Origin of the sequence: Amycolatopsis iheyensis (assembly GCF_024703995.1) — a bacterium.
Classification (GTDB): domain Bacteria; phylum Actinomycetota; class Actinomycetes; order Mycobacteriales; family Pseudonocardiaceae; genus Amycolatopsis; species Amycolatopsis iheyensis.
This window is the reverse complement of sequence record NZ_JAMXQV010000002.1, coordinates 169,655-191,975: the sequence shown is the minus strand read 5'-3', so window position 1 is coordinate 191,975 and position 22,321 is coordinate 169,655. Positions and strand designations below refer to the sequence as shown.

5 protein-coding genes are annotated in these 22,321 nt (G+C 72.8%); 3 read left to right on the top strand and 2 right to left on the bottom strand.

Annotated elements, in window-relative coordinates:
* Positions 1 to 10: 10 nt before the first annotated feature.
* Positions 11 to 18,118 (bottom strand): non-ribosomal peptide synthetase, encoded by an 18,108-nt coding sequence (locus M8542_RS04535; RefSeq protein ID WP_257918710.1) that lies wholly within the window; start codon positions 18,116 to 18,118, stop codon positions 11 to 13.
* Between the two features lie 136 nt (positions 18,119 to 18,254).
* On the opposite strand from M8542_RS04535, the gene M8542_RS04530 reads away from it, so the two are divergent.
* Genes M8542_RS04530 through M8542_RS04520 form a run of 3 tightly spaced genes read left to right on the top strand, consistent with a single transcriptional unit; the run spans position 18,255 to position 21,155 of the window.
* Positions 18,255 to 19,292 carry a FecCD family ABC transporter permease gene (locus M8542_RS04530; protein WP_257918709.1) on the top strand — a complete coding sequence of 346 codons (1,038 nt, stop codon included), beginning with the start codon at positions 18,255 to 18,257 and terminating at the stop codon, positions 19,290 to 19,292.
* Position 19,293: 1 nt separating this feature from the next.
* Positions 19,294 to 20,346, top strand: a complete 1,053-nt coding sequence (locus M8542_RS04525) for a FecCD family ABC transporter permease (RefSeq protein ID WP_257918708.1) — start codon at positions 19,294 to 19,296, stop codon at positions 20,344 to 20,346.
* A 2-nt stretch (positions 20,347 to 20,348) separates the two neighbouring features.
* Entirely contained in the window at positions 20,349 to 21,155 is an 807-nt protein-coding gene (locus M8542_RS04520) for an ABC transporter ATP-binding protein (RefSeq protein WP_257918707.1), read from the top strand.
* A gap of 18 nt (positions 21,156 to 21,173) precedes the next feature.
* Here M8542_RS04520 and M8542_RS04515 read toward each other — a convergent pair whose 3' ends face one another.
* Positions 21,174 to 22,184, bottom strand: coding sequence for a hypothetical protein (locus M8542_RS04515; protein WP_257918706.1), 1,011 nt, complete (start codon positions 22,182 to 22,184; stop codon positions 21,174 to 21,176).
* Positions 22,185 to 22,321: the final 137 nt, after the last annotated feature.

Here is a 22,321-nt window from a genome sequence, read left to right as displayed (position 1 = left end):
ACCTCGCGTCTCAGGTCAGCAAGGCGGCCAGTCCGGCCGCCGTGGGGGTACGGAAGAACTCGGCGATCGGCAGCTCGGTCCCGAGCCGCTCGGTGATCCGGTTGCGCAGGACGACCAGCAGCATCGAATGCCCGCCGAGGGTGAACAGGTCGTCGTCGGCGCCGACGGCGGCGACGTCCAGCACCTCCGCGAAGATCTCGCAGAGGGTCTTCTCCAGGGGCGTCTCGGGTGCCCGTCCCCGGGTTTCGAACTCCGGCGCCGGCAGCGCGGCCCGGTCGAGCTTCCCGTTGGGCGTCACGGGGAACGCGGCCAGCGGGACGATCGCCGCGGGCACCATGTACTCCGGCAGCGACCGCGCCACGAACGCCCGCAGCTGGGCCGGGTCCGCGGTCGCCGGGGTGGTGTAGGCGACCAGCCGCTTGTCCCGGTCTTCGCGGACGACGACCAGCGCCTGCGCGACGTCCTCGTGCCGGGTCAGGGCCGTCTCGATCTCGCCCGGCTCGATCCGGAAGCCGCGGATCTTGACCTGGTCGTCGGTGCGGCCGAGGTACTCGAGCTGCCCGTCCGGCCGCCACCGCACCAGGTCGCCGGTGCGGTACATCCGCTCCCCCGGCGGCCCGAACGGATCGGCGACGAACCGGTCGGCGGTCAGCGAAGGACGGCCGTGGTAGCCACGCGCCAGCCCGGCGCCGGCCAGGTACAGCTCGCCGGGCACGCCGGCCGGGACCGGGCCGAGGCCGCCGTCGAGGACGTATGCGCGGGCGTTGTGCACCGGCCGCCCGACCACCGGGCGGTCCGCGTCGGCGAACCGCCCGACCAGAGCGTCCACTGTGGCCTCGGTCGGGCCGTAGAGGTTGTACGCCGCGGTGCCCGGCATCGCGCGCAGCTGCTCCCACAGCGCCTGGGACACCGCTTCACCGCCGACACCGACGACGCCGAGCGCGCATTTCCCGTCCTCGACGACCCCCGCCGCGGCCAGCTGCGCGAAGTGCGACGGCGTCAGCTCCAGGAAGTCGAGCCCGCGCTCGCGCACCACGGCGGCCAGCCGGTCCGGGTCCCGGCGCGTCTCGTCGTCGACGACGTGCACCTCGTGCCCGTCCAGCAGCCACAGCTGCGGCTGCCACGACGCGTCGAAGAAGAACGCCCACGCGTGCCCGACCCGCAGCCGCCGCCCGCCCGCCGCGGCGACCGCCGGGCGGTAGAGCGTCTCCCGGTGGCTGTGGAACAGGTTCACCAGCCCGGAGTGCGGGATGACGACCCCCTTGGGCTTGCCCGTCGAACCGGACGTGTAGAGCACGTACGCCGGGTTCGCGGGCGACGGCGGGGTGAGCACAACGGAACTGTCCACTGTGTCCTCAGCCAGGTCCTCGACGAACAGCGCCCCGGGAACCGGCGAGGGCAGCGAGCGGCTGGTGAGCACCAAGGACGCCCCGGCGTCATCGAGGATCGCCGCGATCCGGTCCGCCGGCTGGTCCGGGTCCACCGGCAGGTACGCCGCACCGGTCTTGAACACACCGAAGATCGCCTCGACGACCGCCGCCGAGCGCGGCAGGACCAGCGCGACGATCTTCTCCGGGCCCGCGCCCTGCGCCGCCAGCCACCGGGCGAGCCGGTCGGTCCGCGTGGCGAGCTCGGCGAACGTCACGCCCGAAACCGCGTCGCTCACCGCGGTCGCGTCCGGTGTCGCCGCCACCTGCGCGGCCAGCCGGTCGACGACGGTCGGCGCCGCCGTCGTCACCGGCGCGCCGGTGCCCCACTCGCCGAGGATCCGCTGCCGCTCGGCCGCGGCGAGGACGTCGATCCGGCTCAACGGCCGGTCCGGGTCCGCGACGACGGCCGTCATCAGCCGCACCAGCCGCTCGGTGAGCGTCCGCGCGGTCTCCTCGTCGAACAGGTCGAGGCTGAACTCGAGGTCGCCGTCGATGCCCTCGGGCGTCTCGACCAGGTCGAAGGAGAGGTCGAACTTCGCCTGCCGCAGCCCGGTGTCCCGATAGGACGCTTCCAGGCCGAGCAGCCGCTCCTTCTCGGTCCCCGAGTGGTAGACGGCGAGCATCACCTGGAACAGCGGGTGCCGCGCCAGGGACCGCGTCGGGTTGAGCAGCTCGACGAGGTGCTCGAACGGCAGGTCCTGGTGGGCGTACGCGGCGAGGTCGGCCTCCCGGACGCGGGTCAGCAGCTCCCGGAACGTCGGGTCGCCGCCGGTGTCGGTACGCAGGACCAGCGTGTTGACGAAGAACCCGGCCAGGTCTTCCAGCGCGTGATCGATGCGGCCGGCCACCGGCGTGCCCAGCGGGATGTCGGTGCCCGCGCCGAGCCGGGTCAGCAGCGCGGCGAGGGCCGCCTGCAGAACCATGAACGTGCTGGTGTCGCTGCCGTGGGCCAGTTCGCGCAGGCCGCGGTGGACCTCGGCGGGCACGGTGAACCCCACGGCGGCGCCCCGGTTGCCCGCCCGCGCCGGGCGCGACCGGTCCGCGGGCAGCGCCAGCTCGTCCGGGAGGCCCGCGAGCGCGTCCCGCCAGAACGCCGCCTGCCGGCCGAGGAGGCTGCCGGGGTCGTCGGCGCGGCCGAACATCTCCCGCTGCCACAGCGTGTAGTCCGCGTACTGGACCGGCAACGGCGTCCACTGTGGACGCTCGCCGCGCCGCCGCGCGGCGTAGGCCGTGTCGAGGTCCCGCTTCAGCGGCGGCAAGGACCAGCCGTCGCCCGCGATGTGGTGGACCAGGAGCACGAACACATGCCGCTCCGGACTCGCTGAAACGAGCGTGGCGCGGACCGGGATCTCGGCGTCGAGGGTGAAGCAGTACGACGCCGCGGCGGTGACGCGCTCGTCGAGGTCGGCCGCCGTCTCGGTGACCAGCTCGGGGCGGGCGCGGTCGTCGCCGGGGGCCAGCACGACCTGCCGCGGGACGCCCTGCTCTTCGACCAGGATCGTGCGGAGGACCTCGTGACGCGCCACGACATCGGCGAGCGCGGCCCCGAGCGCGTCGGTGTCGACCGGTCCGGTCAGCTCCCACGCCCACGGGATGTTGTAGGTCGCGCTCAACCCGTCGAGGCGGTCGAGGAACCACAGCCGCTGCTGGGCGAACGAAAGCGGCAGCACCTCCGGCCGCCGGGCCGGGACCAGCGCCGGCCGGCTTTCCCGGCCCGGGTCGAGCAGCTCGGCGAGCCGGGCCGGGGTCGGCGCGTCGAACACCGCCCGGATCGGCACCTCGACGCCGAGCAGCGCGCGGATCCGGCTGACCAGCCGCGTCGCCAGCAGCGAGTGCCCGCCGAGGGTGAAGAACCCGTCGTCGGGGCCGACCGACGGCACGCCGAGGACATCGGCGAACAGGTCGCACAGCGCCTGCTCGGCCGGAGTCCGCGCGCCCCGGTCCGTGGCCCGGACCTCGGGGTCGGGCAAGGCTGCGCGGTCGAGCTTTCCGTTGGCGTTCAGCGGAAGTTCGGGCAGCACGACGATCGCCGAGGGCACCAGGTGACCCGGCAGCCGCTCGGCGAGCCGCGCCCGCAGTGCGGCCGGGTCGCCCGCCGGCGCGACGTAGGCGAGCAGGGTGCCCGAGCGGGCGATCACCACCGCGCGCGACACCGACGCGTCGGCCGTCAGCGCGGCTTCGACCTCGCCCGGCTCGACGCGGAACCCGCGGATCTTGATCTGCTGGTCGGCCCGGCCGAGGAACTCCAGGGCGCCGTCGGGACGGCGGCGGACGAGGTCGCCGGTGCGGTACATTCGCGCCCCCGCCTCGAACGGCGACGCGACGAACCGTTCCGCGCTGAGTCCCGGCCGGCCGAGGTAACCGCGGGCGAGCCCGGCGCCCGCGAGGTACAGCTCGCCGCGCACCCCCGGCGGGACCGGCCGGAGACCGGCGTCGAGGACGTGCGCGTGGGTGTTCGCGATCGGCGTGCCGATCGCGGCCGGGCCGCAGACCTGGGCCAGGCTGTCGCCCGCGACCTCGGAACAGCCGTAGAGGTTGACCAGCTTCGCCGACGGCCACCGCCGGGCCACCTTCTCGGCGAGGGCGTCGGAAAGCGGCTCACCACTGGTGATCCACGTGGTCACGCTCGCGAACGCGTCGGCCGGGGCGTCCTCGGCGAAGCTGTCGAGGAGGCTCGGGACGACGGTCAGCACCTGCGCGCCGGAGGTCCGCACGAGTTCGGCGAGCGCGTGCGGGTCGGTCGCCGTCGCGTCGTCGGCGAGGACCACGGGGTCGCCCGCGACGAGCCCGCCGAGCAGCTCGGTCGAGCCGTCGATGAAGGTCAACGCGCTCTTGGCGACACGCACGCCGTCAGCCAGGTCCCGGCCCCAGTGCAGCCGGTTGGCCAGTGCGCGCTGGGTCCCGGCGACGGCTTTCGGGCGGCCGGTGGAGCCGGACGTGAAGATCACGTACGCCGGGTTGTCCGGACGGATCGACGGCCAGGCGCCGTCGGCCCCGGTGTCACCGGGCCGGACCAGCCGGTCGCCGAAGCCGTCGTTCGCGACGACCAGGTGCGGGGACGCGTCGGTGAGCATCAGCTCGACGCGCTCGGCCGGGTGGTTCAGGTCCAGCGGCAGGTAAGCGGCGCCGGTCTTGAGCACCGCCAGCAGCGCGACGACCAGGTCGGCCGACCGCGGCAGCGCCACGGCCACCACCCGCTCCGGCCCGGCGCCCCGCGCGAGCAGGGCCCGCGCGAGCGTCGTCGCGCGGTCGTCCAGCTCGGCGTAGGTGAGGCTTTCGCCGCCGGACACCAGAGCCGTCGCGTCCGGCGTGCGGGTCACCTGGGCGGAGAACAGCTCCGCGGCCGTCTCCGCGGGGATCGCCGTGGCCGGAGCCGCGGCCAGCTGCTCGTGCTCGCTGTCGGTGAGCAGGTCGACCGCGCCGATCCGGGTGTCCGGCTCGCGCACGACGGCACGCAGCAGCATCCGCAGCCGGTCCAGGATCGCCTCGACGCTCGCGCGGTCGAAGACGTCGCTGTTGTACTCCGCCGTGCCGCGGATCCCGGCCTGGTGCCCGGGCCGCTCGCCGACGAAGAAGGTCAGGTCGGCCCGGGCGGTGCCGGTCCGCACCGGCTCCTCCGCGACGGTCAGGCCCGGCAGCGCCACGTCGGCGACGGCGTTGTTCTGCCAGGCGAGCATCGTCTGGAACAGCGGGTGATAGGCCAGTGAGCGCACCGGGTTCAGCGCTTCGACCAGCCGCTCGAACGGCACGTCCTGGTGGGCGTAGGCGTCGAGGCTGCGGTCGCGCACCCGGGCGACCAGGTCCCGGAACGTCGGGTCGCCGCCGGTGTCCACGCGCAGGACCAGGGTGTTGACGAAGAACCCGACGAGATCGTCCAGCGCCTGGTCGGTCCGGCCCGCGATGGACGTGCCGAGCGGGACGTCGGTGCCCGCGCCGAGCCGGGTCAGCACCGCGGTGAGCCCGGCGTGCACGACCATGAACACGCTGGCGCCGCAGGCCCGGGCCAGCTCGACGAGTCCACTGTGGAGCTCGGCGTCCCAGCCGAAGGCGAACTGCTCGCCCCGATAGGACGCTTCGGCCGGGTGCGGCCGATCGGCCGGCAGCTCGATCCGCTCCGGCAGGCCCGCGAGTGCTTCCCGCCAGTAGGCCAGCTGCGGTTCGATCACCGGCTCGCCGAGGACGTCGCGCTGCCACAGCGTGTAGTCCGCGTACTGCACCGGCAGCGGTGTCCACTGAGGAGCGTCACCGGCCTGCCGCGCGGTGTAGGCCGTCGCGAGATCACGCCACAGCGGCGCGGTCGACCAGCCGTCCGAGGCGATGTGGTGGAACACGAGCACCAGCACGTGCTCGCTCGCGTCCAGCCGGAGCAGCTCGGCGCGCAGCGGGATCTCGGACTCCAGCCGGAACACCGTGCCGGCCGCGTCGGACACGGCGTCGGCGAGGGTGGCCGCGGTGACCTCGCGGACCGGCAACGGGATCGTGACGTCGTCGAGGATCCGCTGCCGCGCCTCGCCCTCGATCTCCGGGAAGACCGTGCGCAGGGCCTCGTGGCGCTCGACCACATCGGACAGGGCCAGCTCCAGGGCAGCGACGTCGAGGTCACCGGTCAGCCGGATCGCGGTCGGCATGTTGTACGTCGCCGACGGACCTTCCAGCCGGTGCAGGAACCACAGGCGCTGCTGGGCGAACGACAGCGGCAGCAGGTCCGGCCGCGGCTCGACGCGGACGAGGGCCGGCCGCGCGGCCGAGGCGTCCGAAGTGGCCAGAAGCGCGGCCAGCCCGGCCACGGTCGGCGTCTCGAACACCGAGCGCACCTGCAGTTCGACGCCGAAGACCGCGCGGACCCGCGCGACCAGGCGCGTCGCCATGAGGGAATGCCCGCCCAGGGCGAAGAAGTCGTCGTCGACGCCGATCGACGGCGCGTCGAGGACTTCGGCGAACAGTCCGCAGAGGACTTCCTCGACCGGCGTGCGCGGCGCCCGGCCGGCGGTGATCACCTGCTGGTCCGGGCTCGGCAGCGCCCGGCGGTCGAGCTTGCCCGAGGCCAGCAGCGGCAGCCGGTCCAGCACCACGAACGCCGAGGGCACCATGTACTGCGGCAGGCGGTCACGCACGTGCGCCCGCAGAGCTGTGACCAGCGCACTCGTGTCCCGCTGCCCGGCCGGGTGGTTCCCGAGCGTGTCCAGGGCGGCCCGGACCGGGCGGGCGCGGTGGATCCGGGTCGGCGCACCGGTGGTGAACACGACCTCGAGCACGCCCTGCTGCGCCGGCGCCGCGTAGACGTCGTAACCGAGGTCCTGCAGCTTCTCGATGTCCACACCGATCGGCTCGGCGTCCAAAGCGGACAGTGCCGCGTCGGCGTCGCCGTCGGCGAGCGCGGCGACGGCGGCCAGCTCGCCGGACAGCCGCGCGTCCGGCACCCCGGTGACCCGCAGCCGGGCCGGACGCCCGGCCAGCGTCTGCTCCAGTTCCTCGATCGACGTGAACGCGACGACGGTTTCGTCGACCGCGGCCGGCTTCGGCGCCTTCCGCAGGACGACGTCGTAGCGGTGGCGGGTCAGCTCGTTGTGCGCCTGCCCGCGCTTCGTCCACAGGTCGACGTCGTCGAAGCCGTCCAGCCCGCGGGCCAGCGCCGCGAAGAAGTCCGGATCCAGGACCAGCTCGCCTTCCCGGGCGATGGCCTGGTCGACGGCGACCACGCTCCGGCGGCCGTGCCGCAGCTCCGTCGCGGTCCGGAAGGCCCGCAGCGAGCGCAGGTTCCGGATGTCGCCCAGGAAGATCACACCACCCGGGCGGACGCGTGCGGCGGCGGTCCGGATGACCTCGGCCAGGTAGTCGACGCTCGGGAAGTACTGCGCGACGGAGTTGACGATCACCGTGTCGAACGGCTCGTCGGGCAGTTCCCCGAGGTCGTGCGCGGGGCGGGCGGCGAGGTGGACCTTGTCCGCGAACGGCGTCGCCGCGAGCTCGCGACGCAGGTTGGCGATGGCCCGCTCGGAGAGGTCGACACCCCAGTACTCCTCGGCGTCCGGCGCGATCCGGGACAGGATGAGCCCCGAACCGACCCCGATCTCGAGAACCCGCCCCAACCCGCCGCTTTCACGTGAAAGCGACGGTTCCTTCAGGGAACGGATGCGGTCGATGGTTGCCGCGTGCCACTCGCGCATCTCGTCGAGGGGGATGTCGGAGCCGTCGTAGCTGGAGTTCCAGCCGGTGAAGTTCTCCTCCAGCCCGCCGGACGCCGCCTCGGTGAAGACGTTCTCGTGCAGCTCACGCCACTCGCCGACGTGGTCCAGCTCGGCTTCTTCGTCGCGGCCGGCGGCCGGGACGGCGTAGGCGATGAGCCGCCCGTCCTGGGCCAGCACGACGGACTGCCCGACGGCCGGGTGCTCGGAAAGCACCGCCTCGATCTCACCCGGCTCGATCCGGTAGCCGCGGATCTTCACCTGGTCATCCGCCCGGCCGAGGAACACCAGCCGGCCGTCCGGCAGCCACTTCACCAGGTCACCGGTGCGGTAGAGGCGCCCGCCCGAGCCGAACGGATCGGCGACGAACCGCTCGGACGTCAGGGCCGCGCGCCCGAGATAGCCGCGCGCCAGCCCGGATCCGGCGAGGTACAGCTCCCCCACCACGCCGGGCGGGACCGGCCGCAGCCCGGCGTCGAGCACATACGCGCGGGTGCCGGGGTCGGGGATGCCGATCGGGACGACGGTCGCGTCGGCCAGCTCGACCGGGTCGCTCTCGCCCAGCGTGGAGTTGGTGGTCGCCTCGGTCGGGCCGTAGGCGTTGAACATCCGCCGCCCCGGCGCCCAGCGGCGGATCAGCTCCGGCGACACGCGTTCGGTCCCGGCGAGCAGCACGCTGTCGCGCGGGAGGTCGCAGTCCGCGGGCATCGCGTCGAGGAGCGCGGGCGGCAGGATCATGAAGTCGACGTCGTGGGCGAACGCGTACTCGCTCAGCGCCGGCCCGGCGACCCGGCGCTCGGCCGGGACGACGACCAGCCGGCCGCCCGAGAGCAGGCCGAGGCAGAGGTCCCAGAACGCGACGTCGAAGCTCGGCGACGCGAACTGCAGCACCCGGCTGTGCGGGCCGATCCCGAACCGCTCGACCTGGGTCGCGACGAGCTTCGCCACGCCCGAGTGCTGGAGGACGACGCCCTTCGGCCGCCCGGACGAGCCCGACGTGTAGATCACGTAGGCGGCGTTCTCGGGCTTGACCACGACGGCCGGGTCCGCTGTGGACATCGACTCGAGCGCCGGGTCGTCCAAGAGCACCCGCGGGACGTCCGCGGGCAGCTTGGCGTCGATCTCCCGGGTCGTGACGACGCAGACCGGACCCGCGTCCTCGACCATGTACGCGATGCGGTCGCCGGGGTAGTCGACGTCGACGGGCAGGTACGCGGCGCCGGCCTTGAGCACGGCCAGCTCCGCGACGATCATGTCGATCGATCGCGGGACCGCCAGCGCCACCACGCGCTCCGGACCGGCTCCCCGCGCGAGGAGCAGGTGCGCGAGCCGGTTGGCCCGGGCGTTGACCTCGGCATACGTCAGCTCGACGTCCTCGAACACGAGCGCCACCGAGTCCGGTGCTTCGGCGACGCGGCGGGCGAACAGGCCGGGGAACGTCTCGGTGCCCGCCGGCTCCAGCGAGCCCGCCCACTCGGTCAGGACGCGGTCGCGTTCGTCGCCGGCGAGGAGATCGAGGGCGCCGACCGGGCGGTCCGGCTCGGCCAGCGCCGCACGCAGCAGCACTTCGAGCCGGCGCAGGATCGCGTCGGCGCCCGGGTGGTCGAAGACGTCGGTGTTGAACTCCAGCACGCCCGCGATCCCCGCGTCCCGCTCGGTCAGCGAGATCGACAGGTCGAACTTGGCCGTCCCGGTGGTCACCGGGATTTCGGTGACGCTCAGACCGGGCAGGGTCACCTCGGCGCGGGTGTTGTTCTGCCCGGCGATCATCACCTGGAACAGCGGGTGGTACGACAGCGACCGCGCCGGGTTGAGCAGCTCGACGAGCCGCTCGAACGGGACGTCCTGGTGGGCGTAGGCGTCGAGGTTGCGCTCGCGGACGCGGCCGACCAGCTCGCGGAACGAGGGTTCGCCGTCGGTGTCGACGCGCAGGACCAGGGTGTTGACGAAGAACCCGACGAGGTCGTCGAGGGCCTGGTCGGTGCGGCCGGCGATGGGCGAGCCGATCGGCACGTCGGTGCCCGCGCCCAGCCGGGTCAGCAACGCCGCGAGCGCCGCGTGCACGACCATGAACACGCTCGCGCCGCACTCGCGGGCCAGGTCCGAGAGCCGTGCGTGCAGGTCGGCGTCCCAGGTGAAGGTGTGCAGCTCGCCGCGGAAGGTCGCGGTGGCCGGGTGGGGCCGGTCGAGGGGCAGCTCGACGCGGTCGGGCAGGCCGTCGAGGGTGTCGCGCCAGTAGTCGAGCTGGGCGGACAGGACGCTGTCCGGGTCGTCCTCGCGGCCGAGGAGGTCCCGCTGCCACAGCGTGTAGTCCGCGTACTGCACCGGCAGCGGCGTCCACTGTGGAGCCTCACCGGCGCGCCGGGCGGCGTAGGCCGTGGCGATGTCCCGCCACAGCGGCGCCATCGACCAGCCGTCGGAGGCGATGTGGTGGAACACCAGCGCCAGGACGTGCTCACGCGCGTCCAGCCGCAGCAGCTCCACGCGCATCGGCGCGTGCTGTTCGAGGTCGAACGAGCCGCGGACCAGCCCGGTCAGGGCCTCGTCGAGGTCGCCGACCTCCCGCACCGGCAGGTCGACCTCGCCGGCCGGGAGGACCTCCTGGTACGGCACGCCGTCCGCCTGCGGGAAGCGCGTCCGCAGGGCCTCGTGCCGGGCGACCACATCGGACAGTGCGGTGCGCAGCGCGGCGACGTCGATCTCGCCGTCGAGGCGCATGATCAGCGGGACGTTGTAGGTGGCCGACGGGCCTTCCAGGTGGTGCAGGAACCACAGCCGCTGCTGCGCGCCCGACAGCGGCACGCGAGCCGGCCGGGCCGCGGGGACCAGCGGCGGGCGGGCGGCGCCGCGGCCCGTGGCGAGCAGTCCGGCGAGCCCGGCGGCGGTCGGCGTCTCGAAGACGGACCGGACTTCCAGTTCGGCGTCGAAGGTCGCGCGGACGCGGGCGATCAGCCGGGTGGCCAGCAGGGAATGGCCGCCGAGGGCGAAGAAGCTGTCGTCCGGGCCGACCCGCGGCAGGCCGAGCACGTCGGCGAACAGCTCGCACAGCTGCCGTTCGACGGGGGTGCGGGGCTCGCGGTCGGACGTCGGCGCGACCGGGTCCGGCGACGGGAGCGCGCGGCGGTCCAGCTTGCCGTTGGCCGTCACGGGCAGCGCGTCGAGGACGACGATCGCCGAGGGCACCATGTGCTCCGGCAGCCGCTCGGCGGCGAGGGTCCGCAGGTGGGCGGTCAGGGTGCTGATCCGGCGGAACCGGCCGGGGTTGCCGGTGTAGGACAGCAGTGGGCCGGCACCCGGCCGGAACGCGCCCGCGGGGTCGCCGGTGGTGAACACGACGTCCACCGAGCCGTCGCCGGCCGGGGACCAGGTGACGGCCGTGCGGTAGCCGTGCGTCTCGCCGAACGCGTACCAGTCCTCGGGGTCCACCCCGTCCGGTGCGGTGCGGCCGTTCGGCACGCCTTCGATCCGGCACGGCCCGGCCACATCCTCCACAGTGGACACATCGGTCCCCCAGCCGAGCGTGGGGACGTCGGGTTCCGCGGCCGAACCCGCGCGCAGGACCACGTCGTAGCGGAACTGGGTCAGCTCGTTGACCGCCCGGCCGCGCTTGACCCGGACGTCCGCGACGACCCCGTCCAGCCCGGCGAAGAATTCGGGCGCGACGAGGAGTTCTTTCTCCCGCAGGAGGTTCTGCTCGACGTCGCCCCCACGCGCGTCGGCCACGGCGGTGTGGAACGCCCGGACCTGGCGAAGGTCGCGGACGTCGCCGACGAACAGCGCCCCGCCCGGGGCGAGCAGGTCGAGCGCCTTCCGCACCACGTCGAGGAGGTAGGTGCCGCTCGGGAAGTACTGGACGACGGAGTTGAGCACGATCGTGTCGAAGAACCCGGACGGCAGCCCGGAGACGTCCGCGGCGTCGGCGGTGCGCAGTTCGACGCGCTCGGCCAGCGCGGGGTCGGCCGCGACCCGGCGCCCGAGCGACGCGATGACCTCGGCGGAGAAGTCGGTGCCCCAGTAGGACTCGCAGTGCGGGGCCAGCTCGGTCAGCAGCAGGCCGGTCCCGACGCCGATCTCCAGCACGCGTTTCGGCTGCAGCGACCGGATCCGCGCGACGATGGTGTCCCGCCACTCCCGCATCTCGTCCCGCGGGATCGGCTCGCCGGTGTAGCTCGAGTTCCAGCCCTCGAACTCGTCCTCGGCGCCCGCGTACATCGCTTCGTACAGCTCGCGCCACTCGCCGACCTGCTCGGTCTCGGCCGCCGTGCTCTCCGTGTCCGCGGGCACGACGTACCCGACCAGGCGGACGTCGCCCGGGCGGTCCTCCCGTGCCACGACCACGGCGTGCGCGACGTCGTCGTGCGTGGCCAGCGTCGCGGCGATCTCGCCGGGCTCGACGCGGAAGCCGCGGATCTTGATCTGCTCGTCGCCGCGGCCGAGGAACTCGAGGACGCCGTCGGTGCGGAACCGCGCGACGTCGCCGGTGCGGTACATCCGCTGTCCCGGCTCGAACGGCGAAGCGACGAACCGCTCCGCGCTGAGCCCGGGGCGGCCGAGGTAGCCGCGGGCGAGCTGGACACCCGCCAGGTACAGCTCACCCGGGGTGCCCGGCGGAACCGGGCGCAAAGCGGCGTCGAGGACGTGGGTGCGGGTGTTCCACACCGGACGGCCGATCGGGACCGAAGTGTCCGCAGTGGACGTCTGCCACGAGGTGACGTCGACCGACGCTTCGGTGGGGCCGTAGAGGTTGTGCAGTTCGGCGTCGAGAACCTGGCCGAACTGGGTCACGGCGTCGAGCGGCAGCGCTTCCCCGCTGCACAGCACCCGGCGCAGGCTCGTGCACTCCGCCGCCGTCGGCTCCTGCAGGAAGACCTGGAGCATCGACGGGACGAAGTGGACGGTCGTGACCCCGCGTTCGCGGATCAGGCGGGCGAGGTAGGTGGGGTCCTTGTGGCCGTCGGGCCGGGCGAGGACCTCGGTGGCGCCGGTGATCAGCGGCCAGAGGAACTCCCAGACGGAGACGTCGAAGCTGGACGGCGTCTTCTGCAGGACCCGGTCGTCGCCGGTCAGGCCGTACTCGTCCTGCATCCACAACAGCCGGTTGACGATCCCCTCGTGCGGCACCACGACACCCTTGGGGCGGCCGGTCGAGCCGGACGTGTAGATGACGTACGCCGGGTGCCGCGGCTCCAGGGCCACTTCCGGCGCGGCGTCCGGCACTCCGGTGAGGACGTCCGGGTCGTCCAGCAGCAACGCGCCTTCGACGGCGGTCTCCGCGGTCGCGAGGACCAGGGCCGGCGCGGCGTCGTCGAGCATGAACGCGATGCGGTCGGCCGGGTACCCCGGGTCGAGCGGCAGGTAGGCGGCGCCGGTCTTGAGCACCGCGAGGATGGCCGTGACCAGGTGCGTCGAGCGCGGCAACGCCAAGGCGACGACGCGTTCCGGCCCGGCACCGCGCTCGGCGAGAACCCGGGCGAGCCGGTTCGAGACGGCGTCCAGCTCGGCGTAGGTCAGCTCTTCGTCCTCGAAGACGAGCGCCGTCGCGTCGGGCGTCCGCGCGACCTGGGCGGCGAACAGCTCGGGCACGGTCACCGCGGGAACTTCCGCGGCCGTGCCCGACCAGAGGGCGGGCAGCCGGTCGCGTTCCGCGGCCGTCAGGATGTCGAGTTCGCCGAGCCGCCGGTCCGGGGCGGAGACGACCTGGCGCAGCAGGACTTCCAGCCGGTCGAGGATGCCAGTCACCGTCGTGTGGTCGAACACCTCGGCGTTGAACTCGGCCTGGCCGTGGATGCCGTCGCCGCGCTCGGTGAAGGAGAACCAGAGGTCGAACTTGGCCGTGCCGGTGCCGACCGGCCGCTCGGTGACGGTCAGGCCGGGCAGCTCGACCCCGGCGCCCGGCGTGTTCTGCCAGGCGAGCATCGTCTGGAACAGCGGGTGGTGCGCCAGCGACCGCGCCGGGTTCAGCGCTTCGACCAGCCGCTCGAACGGGACGTCCTGGTGGGCGTAGGCGTCGAGACCGCGGTCGCGCACCCGGGCCACGAGGTCGCGGAACGTCGGGTCGCCGCCGGTGTCGACGCGCAGGACCAGGGTGTTGACGAAGAACCCGACGAGGTCGTCCAGCGCCGGGTCGGTCCGGCCGGCGATCGGGGTGCCGATCGGAATGTCCGTGCCGCCGCCGAGCCGCGAGAGCAGGGCGGTCAGGCCCGCGTGGACGACCATGAACGGGCTGGCGCCGCAGGCCCGCGCGAGGTCGGTGAGCCCGGCCTGCAGCCCGGCGTCCCAGCCGAAGGTGAAGAACTCGCCGCGGTAGGCCGACACCGTGGGGTGCGGCCGGTCGAGCGGGAGGGGGATGCGCTCGGGCAGGCCGTCGAGAGTGGTGCGCCAGTAGTCGAGCTGCGTGGCCTCTTCGGCTTCGAGGAGTTCTCGTTGCCACAGCGTGTAGTCCGCGTACTGGACGGGCAGCGGAGTCCACTCGGGAGCGTCGCCGCGGAGACGGGCGCGGTAGGCCGTGGCGATGTCGCGCCACAACGGGGTGAGCGACCAGCCGTCGGCGGCGATGTGGTGCACGACGAGGACCAGCACGTGCCTGCGCTCGTCGACGGTCAGCAGCGCGGCTCGCACCGGAACCCCGGCGCCGAGGCCGAACACGCCCCGCACCAGGTCGTCGACGCCCGCGTCCACATCGGACACTTCGCGGACGGTCAGCTCGACCTCCGCTTCAGGCAGCACTCGCTGGTACGGCACGCCGTCGGCGACCGGAAAGACCGTGCGCAGCGCCTCGTGCCGGTCGAGGACGTCGTGCAACGCGGTGCGCAGCGCCTCGACGTCCAGCTCGCCCGCGAGCCGCATGACGAGCGGGACGTTGTAGGTCGCCGACCCGCCTTCGAGGCCGTGCAGGAACCAGAGCCGTTGCTGCGCGAAGGAAAGCGGCAGCCGGTCCGGGCGTTCGGCGACGCGGGCGAGCGGCTGCCGCTCGGTGCCGGTGACCGCCCCGGCCAGCAGTTCGGCGAGCGCGGCCGGGGTCGGCGCGTCGAACACCGCGCGCACCGGCACCTCGGCGCCGACGGCCGCGCGGATCCGCTGGATCAGCCGCGTCGCCAGCAGCGAATGCCCGCCGAGGGCGAAGAAGTCGTCGTCGGGACCGGCCTGCGGGAGGCCGAGGACGTCGGCGAACATCTCGCACAGCAGCTGCTCGACGGGGTTGCGGGGCGTGCGGCCCGGCCCGGCGGCGAAGCGGTCCGGGCTGGGCAGGGCCTTGCGGTCGAGCTTGCCCGAGGCGAGCACCGGCAGCTTGTCCAGCACGACGAACGCCGACGGCACCATGTACAGCGGCAGCCGGTCCCGCACGTGGGCACGCAGCGACGCCACCAGCGCGCCGGTCTCGCGGCGTGCGGCGGGGTTGTTGGCGTAGGACGCGGGTGCGCCGGTCCGGCGGACCGGGCGGTAGGCCGCGGGGCCGTCCTCCCCCCTCGAGAAGACGGCCTCGAGCCCACCGCTGTCGGCGGCCCAGGTCACCGCCACCCGGTAGCCGGCCCGTTCGCCGAGCCGGTGCAGGGCTTCCGGATCGACGCCTTCGTGACGGTCGAGGGCGGCAAGCGCCGCGTCGGCGTCGCCTTCGTCCAGGGCGAGGACCGCCGCCAGCTCGCCGGACAGCCGCGCGTCCGGGATCCCGGTGACGCGCAGCCGCTCGGGCGTCTCGGCGGCCAGGAACCGTGCCACCGAGCCGAGATCGCCGAAGGCGACCACCTGCTCGTCGGCGGGTTCCGGCGCCGTCGCCTTCCGCAGGACGACGTCGTAGCGGTGCCGGGTCAGCTCGTTGTGCGCTTCGCCGCGCTTGACCCAGAGGTCGACGTCGTCGAAGCCGTCGAGGTCGCGGGCCAGGGCCGGGAAGAAGTCCGGGTCGAGGACGAGCTCACCCTCGCGCGCGATCGCCTGGTCGACCGCGGCGACGTCGCCACGGCCGTGCCGCAGCTCGACGGCGGTGCGGAAAGCCCGCAGCGACCGGAGGTTCCGGAGGTCGCCGAGGAAGATCGTGCCGCCGGGTTTCACCAGACCGGCGGCCGTGCGGACCACCTCGGTGAGGTAGTCGACGCTCGGGAAGTACTGCGCGACCGAGTTGACGATCACCGTGTCGAACGGCTCGTCGGGCAGTTCGCCGAGGTCGTGCGCCGGGCGGGCGGCGAGGTGCACCCGATCGGCGAAAGGCGTCGCGGCGACCTCGCGCCGGACGTTCTCGATCGCGCTCTCGGACAGGTCGACACCCCAGTACGCCTCGGCGTCCGGCGCGATCCGGGACAGGATGAGCCCACTGCCGACGCCGATCTCCAGGACCCGCCCCAAGCCGCCGCTTTCACGTGAAAGCGACGGTTCCTTCAGGGAACGGATGCGGTCGATCGTTGCCGCGTGCCACTCCCGCATCTCGTCGAGGGGGATGTCGGAGCCGTCGTAGCTGGAGTTCCAGCCGGCGAAGTTCTCCTCGATGCCGGTCGACCCGGCGAGCATCTCCTCGTGGACGGCGTGCCACTCCTCGACGTGGCCCTGCTCGGCCGCCTGGTCGCGGTCGGGCACCGGCACGGCGTAGGCGACGAGCCGGCCGTCCTGGGCGACGACGACCGTCTGGCCGACCCGCGGGTGCTCGGCGAGCACCGACTCGATCTCGCCCAGCTCGATCCGGTAGCCGCGGATCTTCACCTGATCGTCCGCCCGGCCGAGGAACACGAGCCGGCCGTCCGGCAGCCACTTCACCAGGTCACCGGTGCGGTAGAGCCGCCCGCCCGAACCGAACGGGTCGGCCACGAACCGCTCCGACGTCAACGCCGGCCGCCCGAGGTAACCGCGGGCCAGGCCGGATCCGGCGAGGTACAGCTCGCCCACCACGCCGACCGGGACCGGGGCCAGGAAGGCGTCGAGGACGTAGGCGCGCGTGCCGGGGTCCGGGACGCCGATCGGCACGGCCGAGCCCGGCGCGATCTCCGGGTCGCACAGTCCGAGCGTCGAGTTCGTCGTGGCCTCGGTCGGGCCGTAGGCGTTGAACATCCGCCGCCCCGGCGCCCACCGCCGGACCAGCTCCGGCGACACCCGCTCGGTCCCGGCCAGCAGGACGCTGTCCCGCGGCAGGTCGCAGTCCTCGGGGAACTCGGCGAGCAGCGCGGGCGGCAGGATCATGAAGTCGACGCCCTTGGCGTGCGCGTACTCGGCCAGCTCCGGACCGGGCACGCGCCGCTCGGCGGGCACGACCACCAGGCGCCCGCCGGAAAGCAGGCCGAGGCACAGGTCCCAGAACGCGACGTCGAAGCTCGGCGACGCGAACTGCAGGACCCGGCTGTGCCGGCCCACCCCGAACCGCTCGGACTGGGTGGCCACCAGTTTCGCGACCCCAGCGTGCGAGACGACGACCCCCTTGGGCCGTCCGGTGGAGCCGGACGTGTAGATCACGTAGGCCGCGTTCGCCGGGACGATCGCCGGGGCGGGGTCGGTGTCCGGCGCCGCGGTGAGGTCGAGTTCGTCGAGCAGGACCGGACTTGCGAAGTGCTCGGCCAGCTCGGCGGTGGTCAGCACGCACACCGGGCGGGCGTCGGCCACCATGAACGCGATGCGCTCGGCCGGGTAGTCCGGGTCCACCGGCAGGTAGGCGGCGCCGGCCTTGAGCACGGCCAGCTCGGCCACGATCATCTCGACCGAGCGCGGCACGGCGAGCGCGACCACGCGTTCCGGTCCGGCGCCCCGCCCGATGAGCACGTGGGCGAGCCGGTTGGCGCGCGCGTCCAGCTCGGCGTAGGTCAGCTCCTCGTCCTCGAAGACGAGCGCGACGGCGTCCGGCGCCTCCGCGACGCGCGCGGCGAACAGCTCCGGCAGCGTCGACAGCGGTGTGTCGAGGTCGGTGTCGTTCCACTCTTCGACGATCCGGCGCAGTTCCGGCGCCGGCACGAGGTCCAGCCGCGCCACCGGCCACTGTGGACGCTCTTGCGCCGCGGCCAAGAGGTGCTCGAGGTGCTCGAGCATGCGGTCCACAGTGGACTCGTCGAGGACGTCGGCCCGGTAGCGCACGCCGTCTCCGGTCAGGTTCACGTCGAGCGGCAGGTCTGTCTCGGCGCCGAAGCCGACGTTGACCAGCACCGATCCCCCGCGGCCGGGCTCGGGGTCGAGTTCGGCGACCAGGTCGGCGAAGGGGACTTCGTGGGCGAGCGCTTCATCGCGGGCCTCGCGCACGCGAGCGACGACATCGGCGAAGCCCGGCGAGCCACCCAGGTCGACCCGCAGCGGCACCAGCGCGCCGATGCCGAGCACGACGTCGGCGGTCCCCGCGTACCGGGACAGCAGCACCGTGAAGGCCGCGAGGAGCGTCAGCTCGTCGACCGCCGGCAGCGGCCGCGCCAGCCGCGCCGGGACGGGCTCCGCGAGGTGCGGCCGGTCGGCCGGCAGCGGGAGCTCCTTCGGCGCCGAGGCGAGGCGGTCACGCCAGTAGCCGAGCTCCGCCACCTGCTGCACAGCGTCACCGTTGCTCACCGGTAGACCAGCCTCCCGCTGCTCAAGACACCCGAAACCGGGTATGGACTTAGGGCAACCTAACAAACCGACGGTGAAAAGGCACTGCTGTACCATCGGTTAGCCTTACCTAAAAGAAGTACCAGTCGGAGGTGCGGTGCGAACAGACCCCGGAGGGATCGCTCTCACGCGACGCCCACCACACACGGGCCGCGCGCTCGGCTTCCTGGCCGCCCTCGGTGTCCTCGTCTTCCTCTGCCTGCTGAGCGTCTGGCTGGGGTCGAAGGAGATCTCGTTCGGCGCGGTCTGGCAGGTGCTGTGGCACAACGACGGCTCCGCGGACGCCGTGATCATCCACAGTGTCCGGATGCCGCGGACGCTGCTCGGGGTCCTCGTCGGCGCCGGGCTCGGGCTCGCCGGCACCGTGATGCAGGCGCTGACCCGCAACCCGCTGGCCGACCCGGGTCTGCTCGGCGTCAGCGCCGGGGCCGCGTTCGCCATCGTGTTCTCGATCACCGTGCTGGGCATCAGCTCGCTCTACGGCTACATCTGGTTCGCCTTCGCGGGCGCGCTCGCCGCGACGGCCGTCGTCTACTTCCTGGGCACGCGCGGACGAGCCGGGTCGAGCCCGGTCAAGCTGGCGCTCGCCGGCGCCGCCGTCACGGCGTTGCTCACCTCGTTCACCAGCGCGATGGTGCTGTCGGACCCGGTGGCGCTCAACCGGTACCGCTTCTGGTCGGCCGGCTCGCTGTCCGGCATGGACGCGACGGCGTTGCTGCAGGTCCTGCCGTTCCTGGTGGTCGGCGTGGTGCTGGCGATCGCGAGCGGCCCGGCGCTCAACAGCCTCGCCCTCGGCGACGACGTCGCGATCGCGCTCGGCCGCAAGCTCGGCCCGCTGCGGTTGCGCGGCGCACTGGCGATCACGTTGCTGACCGGCGCGGCCGTCGCCGTCGCCGGGCCGATCGTGTTCCTCGGCCTGATCGTGCCGCACGCGGTGCGGTTCGTCATCGGCCCGGACCACCGGTGGCTGCTGCCCTACACCGCCGTCGTCGCGCCGAGCCTGCTGCTGGCCGCGGACATCCTCGGCCGGGTCATGGCGCGGCCGAGCGAGATCCGCGCCGGTGTGATCGTCGCATTCCTCGGCGCGCCGTTCTTCATCTACCTCGTCCGCCGCCGCAAGCTCGTGGAGTCCTGACATGAGCGTGCTCCAACTGCGGCGCGACCGCGTGACCTTCCGCGCCGGCGCGGTGTCCGGCCGGATCCGGCCGCGGCTGGTGCTCGTTTCCGTGCTGCTCGCGGTGCTCGCGTTCGTCCTGTTCTGCGTGGGCATGACGATCGGCGACGTCCCGATGAGCGTGTCCGACGTGCTGTCGGGCCTCTTCGGCGGCAGCGACAGCGGAAATGGCTACATCGTGCAGGAACTGCGGCTGCCCCGGGCGCTGACCGGGCTGCTGGCCGGGCTCGCGTTCGGCGCGTCCGGCGCGGTGTTCCAGACCATCACCCGCAACCCGCTGGCCAGCCCGGACATGATCGGCATCAACGCCGGCGCGGCGACGTTCGTGGTCGCCGGGATCGCGTTCGGCTTCGGCGGCGGGCTCGGCACCACCACCCTGGGTCTCCTCGGCGGGCTGCTGACCGCGGTGCTGGTGTACGCGCTGGCGTGGCGGCGTGGCACCACCGGCTACCGGATCCTGCTGGTGGGCATCGGGATCTTCGCGATGTGCACCAGCCTCACCGACTACCTGCTGAGCAAGGCGCAGATCACCGAGGCGCAGGCATCGATCGGCTGGCTGGTCGGCAACCTCGCCAACCGCGGCTGGGAGCACGTCGTCCCGCTGTTCTTCGCGCTCCTCGTGCTGTTCCCGGTGGTGCTGGCGCTGTCCCGGTGGATGCAGACGCTCCTGCTCGGCGACGACGTGGCCGCCGGGCTCGGCACGCCGGTGCAGCCGGTCCGGCTGGGACTGCTGCTGGCCGGCGCCGGCCTGGTCGCGTTCGCGACGGCGTCGGCGGGGCCGATCTCGTTCGTGGCGCTGACCGCGCCGCAGATCGCGCAGCGGCTCGCCCGGCTGTCCTCGCCGCCGATCACGGCGTCCGCGCTCACCGGCGCGGTCGTGGTGCTGGGCAGCGACCTGATCGCCCGCTCGCTGACGGCGTCGGCGCTCCCGGTCGGCATCGTGACCGGCGTGCTCGGCGCTCCCCTGCTGCTCTGGCTGCTGGCCAGGGCCAACCGATCCGGCTCCGGAGGCTGAGCATGACGACCCCTTCCCTTCGGGTTCAGGACCTGCGCGTCGCCTACGACGACCGGGTCGTCATCGACGGCCTCGACCTCGACATCCCGCCGGAGCAGATCACCGCGATCGTCGGGCCGAACGCGTGCGGCAAGTCGACGCTGCTGCGCACCATCGCCCGGCTGCTCACGCCGAAGGCGGGCGGGGTGTACCTCGACGGCCGCTCGATCCACGACCTGCCGACGCGCCAGGTCGCGCAGCGGCTCGGGATCCTGCCGCAGTCACCGGTGGCGCCGGAGGGCATGACGGTCGCGGACCTCGTCGGCCGCGGCCGCGCCCCGCACCAGAGCTGGTGGCGGCAATGGTCCACTTCGGACGAAGGCGCGGTCGCGTCGGCGCTGGCGGCGACGTCGATGACCGACCTCGCCGACCGCCCGGTGGACGAGCTGTCCGGCGGCCAGCGCCAACGCGCGTGGATCGCGATGGCGGTCGCGCAGGAGACACCGGTGCTACTGCTGGACGAGCCGACGACCTACCTCGACCTGGCCCACCAGATCGACGTGCTGGACCTGGTGGTCGACCTCAACCGTGCCGAGGGCCGGACGGTGGTGATGGTGCTGCACGACCTGCCGCAGGCGTGCCGCTACGCCGACCACGTGGTGGCGATGAAGGCCGGCCGGGTCGTGGCGTCGGGCAAGCCGGTGGAGGTGATCACCGAGGAGCTGGTCGACGAGGTCTTCGACGTGCGCTGCCAGGTGACCCCGGACCCGGTGAGCGGCACGCCGATGGTGATCCCGATCAGCCGCCACCACCCGGCGCCGGTCGACTAGCCCCGAGGCGGTGCGTGCTCAGGTCACGAACTTGCGCGCCTTCGCTTGGATCACTTTGTAGTACTCGTCCAAGAGGAAGCCGGACGAAAACCCCACGATCGACAGCCGCCATCCCAGGAGCTGCACATCGCTCCCCTTGGCCAGGAGAAGCCCGGAGCCGGCCACCAGCGCATTGACGCCTTCAGCGAAGATCAGGACCGCGAAAGCGATGATCAGCGCCTGGAAAAGATCATTGACCCGATGGCGCCATGAGTACTTCGCACTTGAGAACGAATGTCTCAGCAACACGCCGAGGTACGTGGCGATCATGATCAGGACATACGTCCACGCCACCGGCGGCAGGAAACCCAGGTTCACCCTGACGAAGGCTGCGATCCAGCCACCGACGAGAACGACGCTGGTGGCCACCGAGGCGACGACTTCCGCGGCCCTGACCTCCACCATGGGATTCCTGCGCACGAAACGAGCGGCCAGCTCGATGAACTCCTGAGTCCAGTTCGAGCTCAGCTGGGGACTCTTCTGAAGCAGGTTCTTCTCATCGGTGTTGTAGAACCCTCGAAAGTCGGACCAGGCGTCCTTGCTCGCTCCACCGAACGACGGAACCACCATTACCGGCTTCTCCAGTACCGCGGCCGAATATACGGCCGCCGCAGTTCCCGACGACCCGCCGACGGATACGATCAGGTCTGCCTCACGAATGGCTCTGAGGTGGACGACGCGCTGACCACCTTCAACGTACCTGAGGTCGACGTCGACACTGCGGAGGGCGTGCAGGAATGACTCGGCCTTGAGCCGGCGACCAGGGTCGCCCTGGGTCTGGTCCAACCTGAAATGGACGACTTTGCCGTTGACCGCGGCCCGGTCGACGCCCTCGAACACGTACCTGTCCGCCGTTGTCTCGCTGGTCGAGCACAGAATAACCTGGTGCCCTTTCTGCACCAGAACCTGACCGAGCTCCCGGCAGAACTCCCGGAAAGCCTCTCCTTCGGCTCCAGCGCCACGGGGAGAGCCAACTATGAAAACCTTCATCAGGTCACGCTCACAAGTCAGTGTAGTGCCGAGCGGAACGGGTCACCCTCGAACCGGTGGGTCGCCGTAGCGTCACCCGGGCGTTACACAAGAGGCGTAACCAGACTCGGTTTTGACCCGTTCGCCGCAGCGGCCAC

Excerpts from the sequence above, each read along its gene's own strand:
- M8542_RS04515 (WP_257918706.1), bottom strand. The coding sequence starts at position 22,184 with ATGAAGGTTTTCATAGTTGGCTCTCCCCGTGGCGCTGGAGCCGAAGGA.
- M8542_RS04520 (WP_257918707.1), top strand. The coding sequence starts at position 20,349 with ATGACGACCCCTTCCCTTCGGGTTCAGGACCTGCGCGTCGCCTACGAC.
- M8542_RS04525 (WP_257918708.1), top strand. The coding sequence starts at position 19,294 with ATGAGCGTGCTCCAACTGCGGCGCGACCGCGTGACCTTCCGCGCCGGC.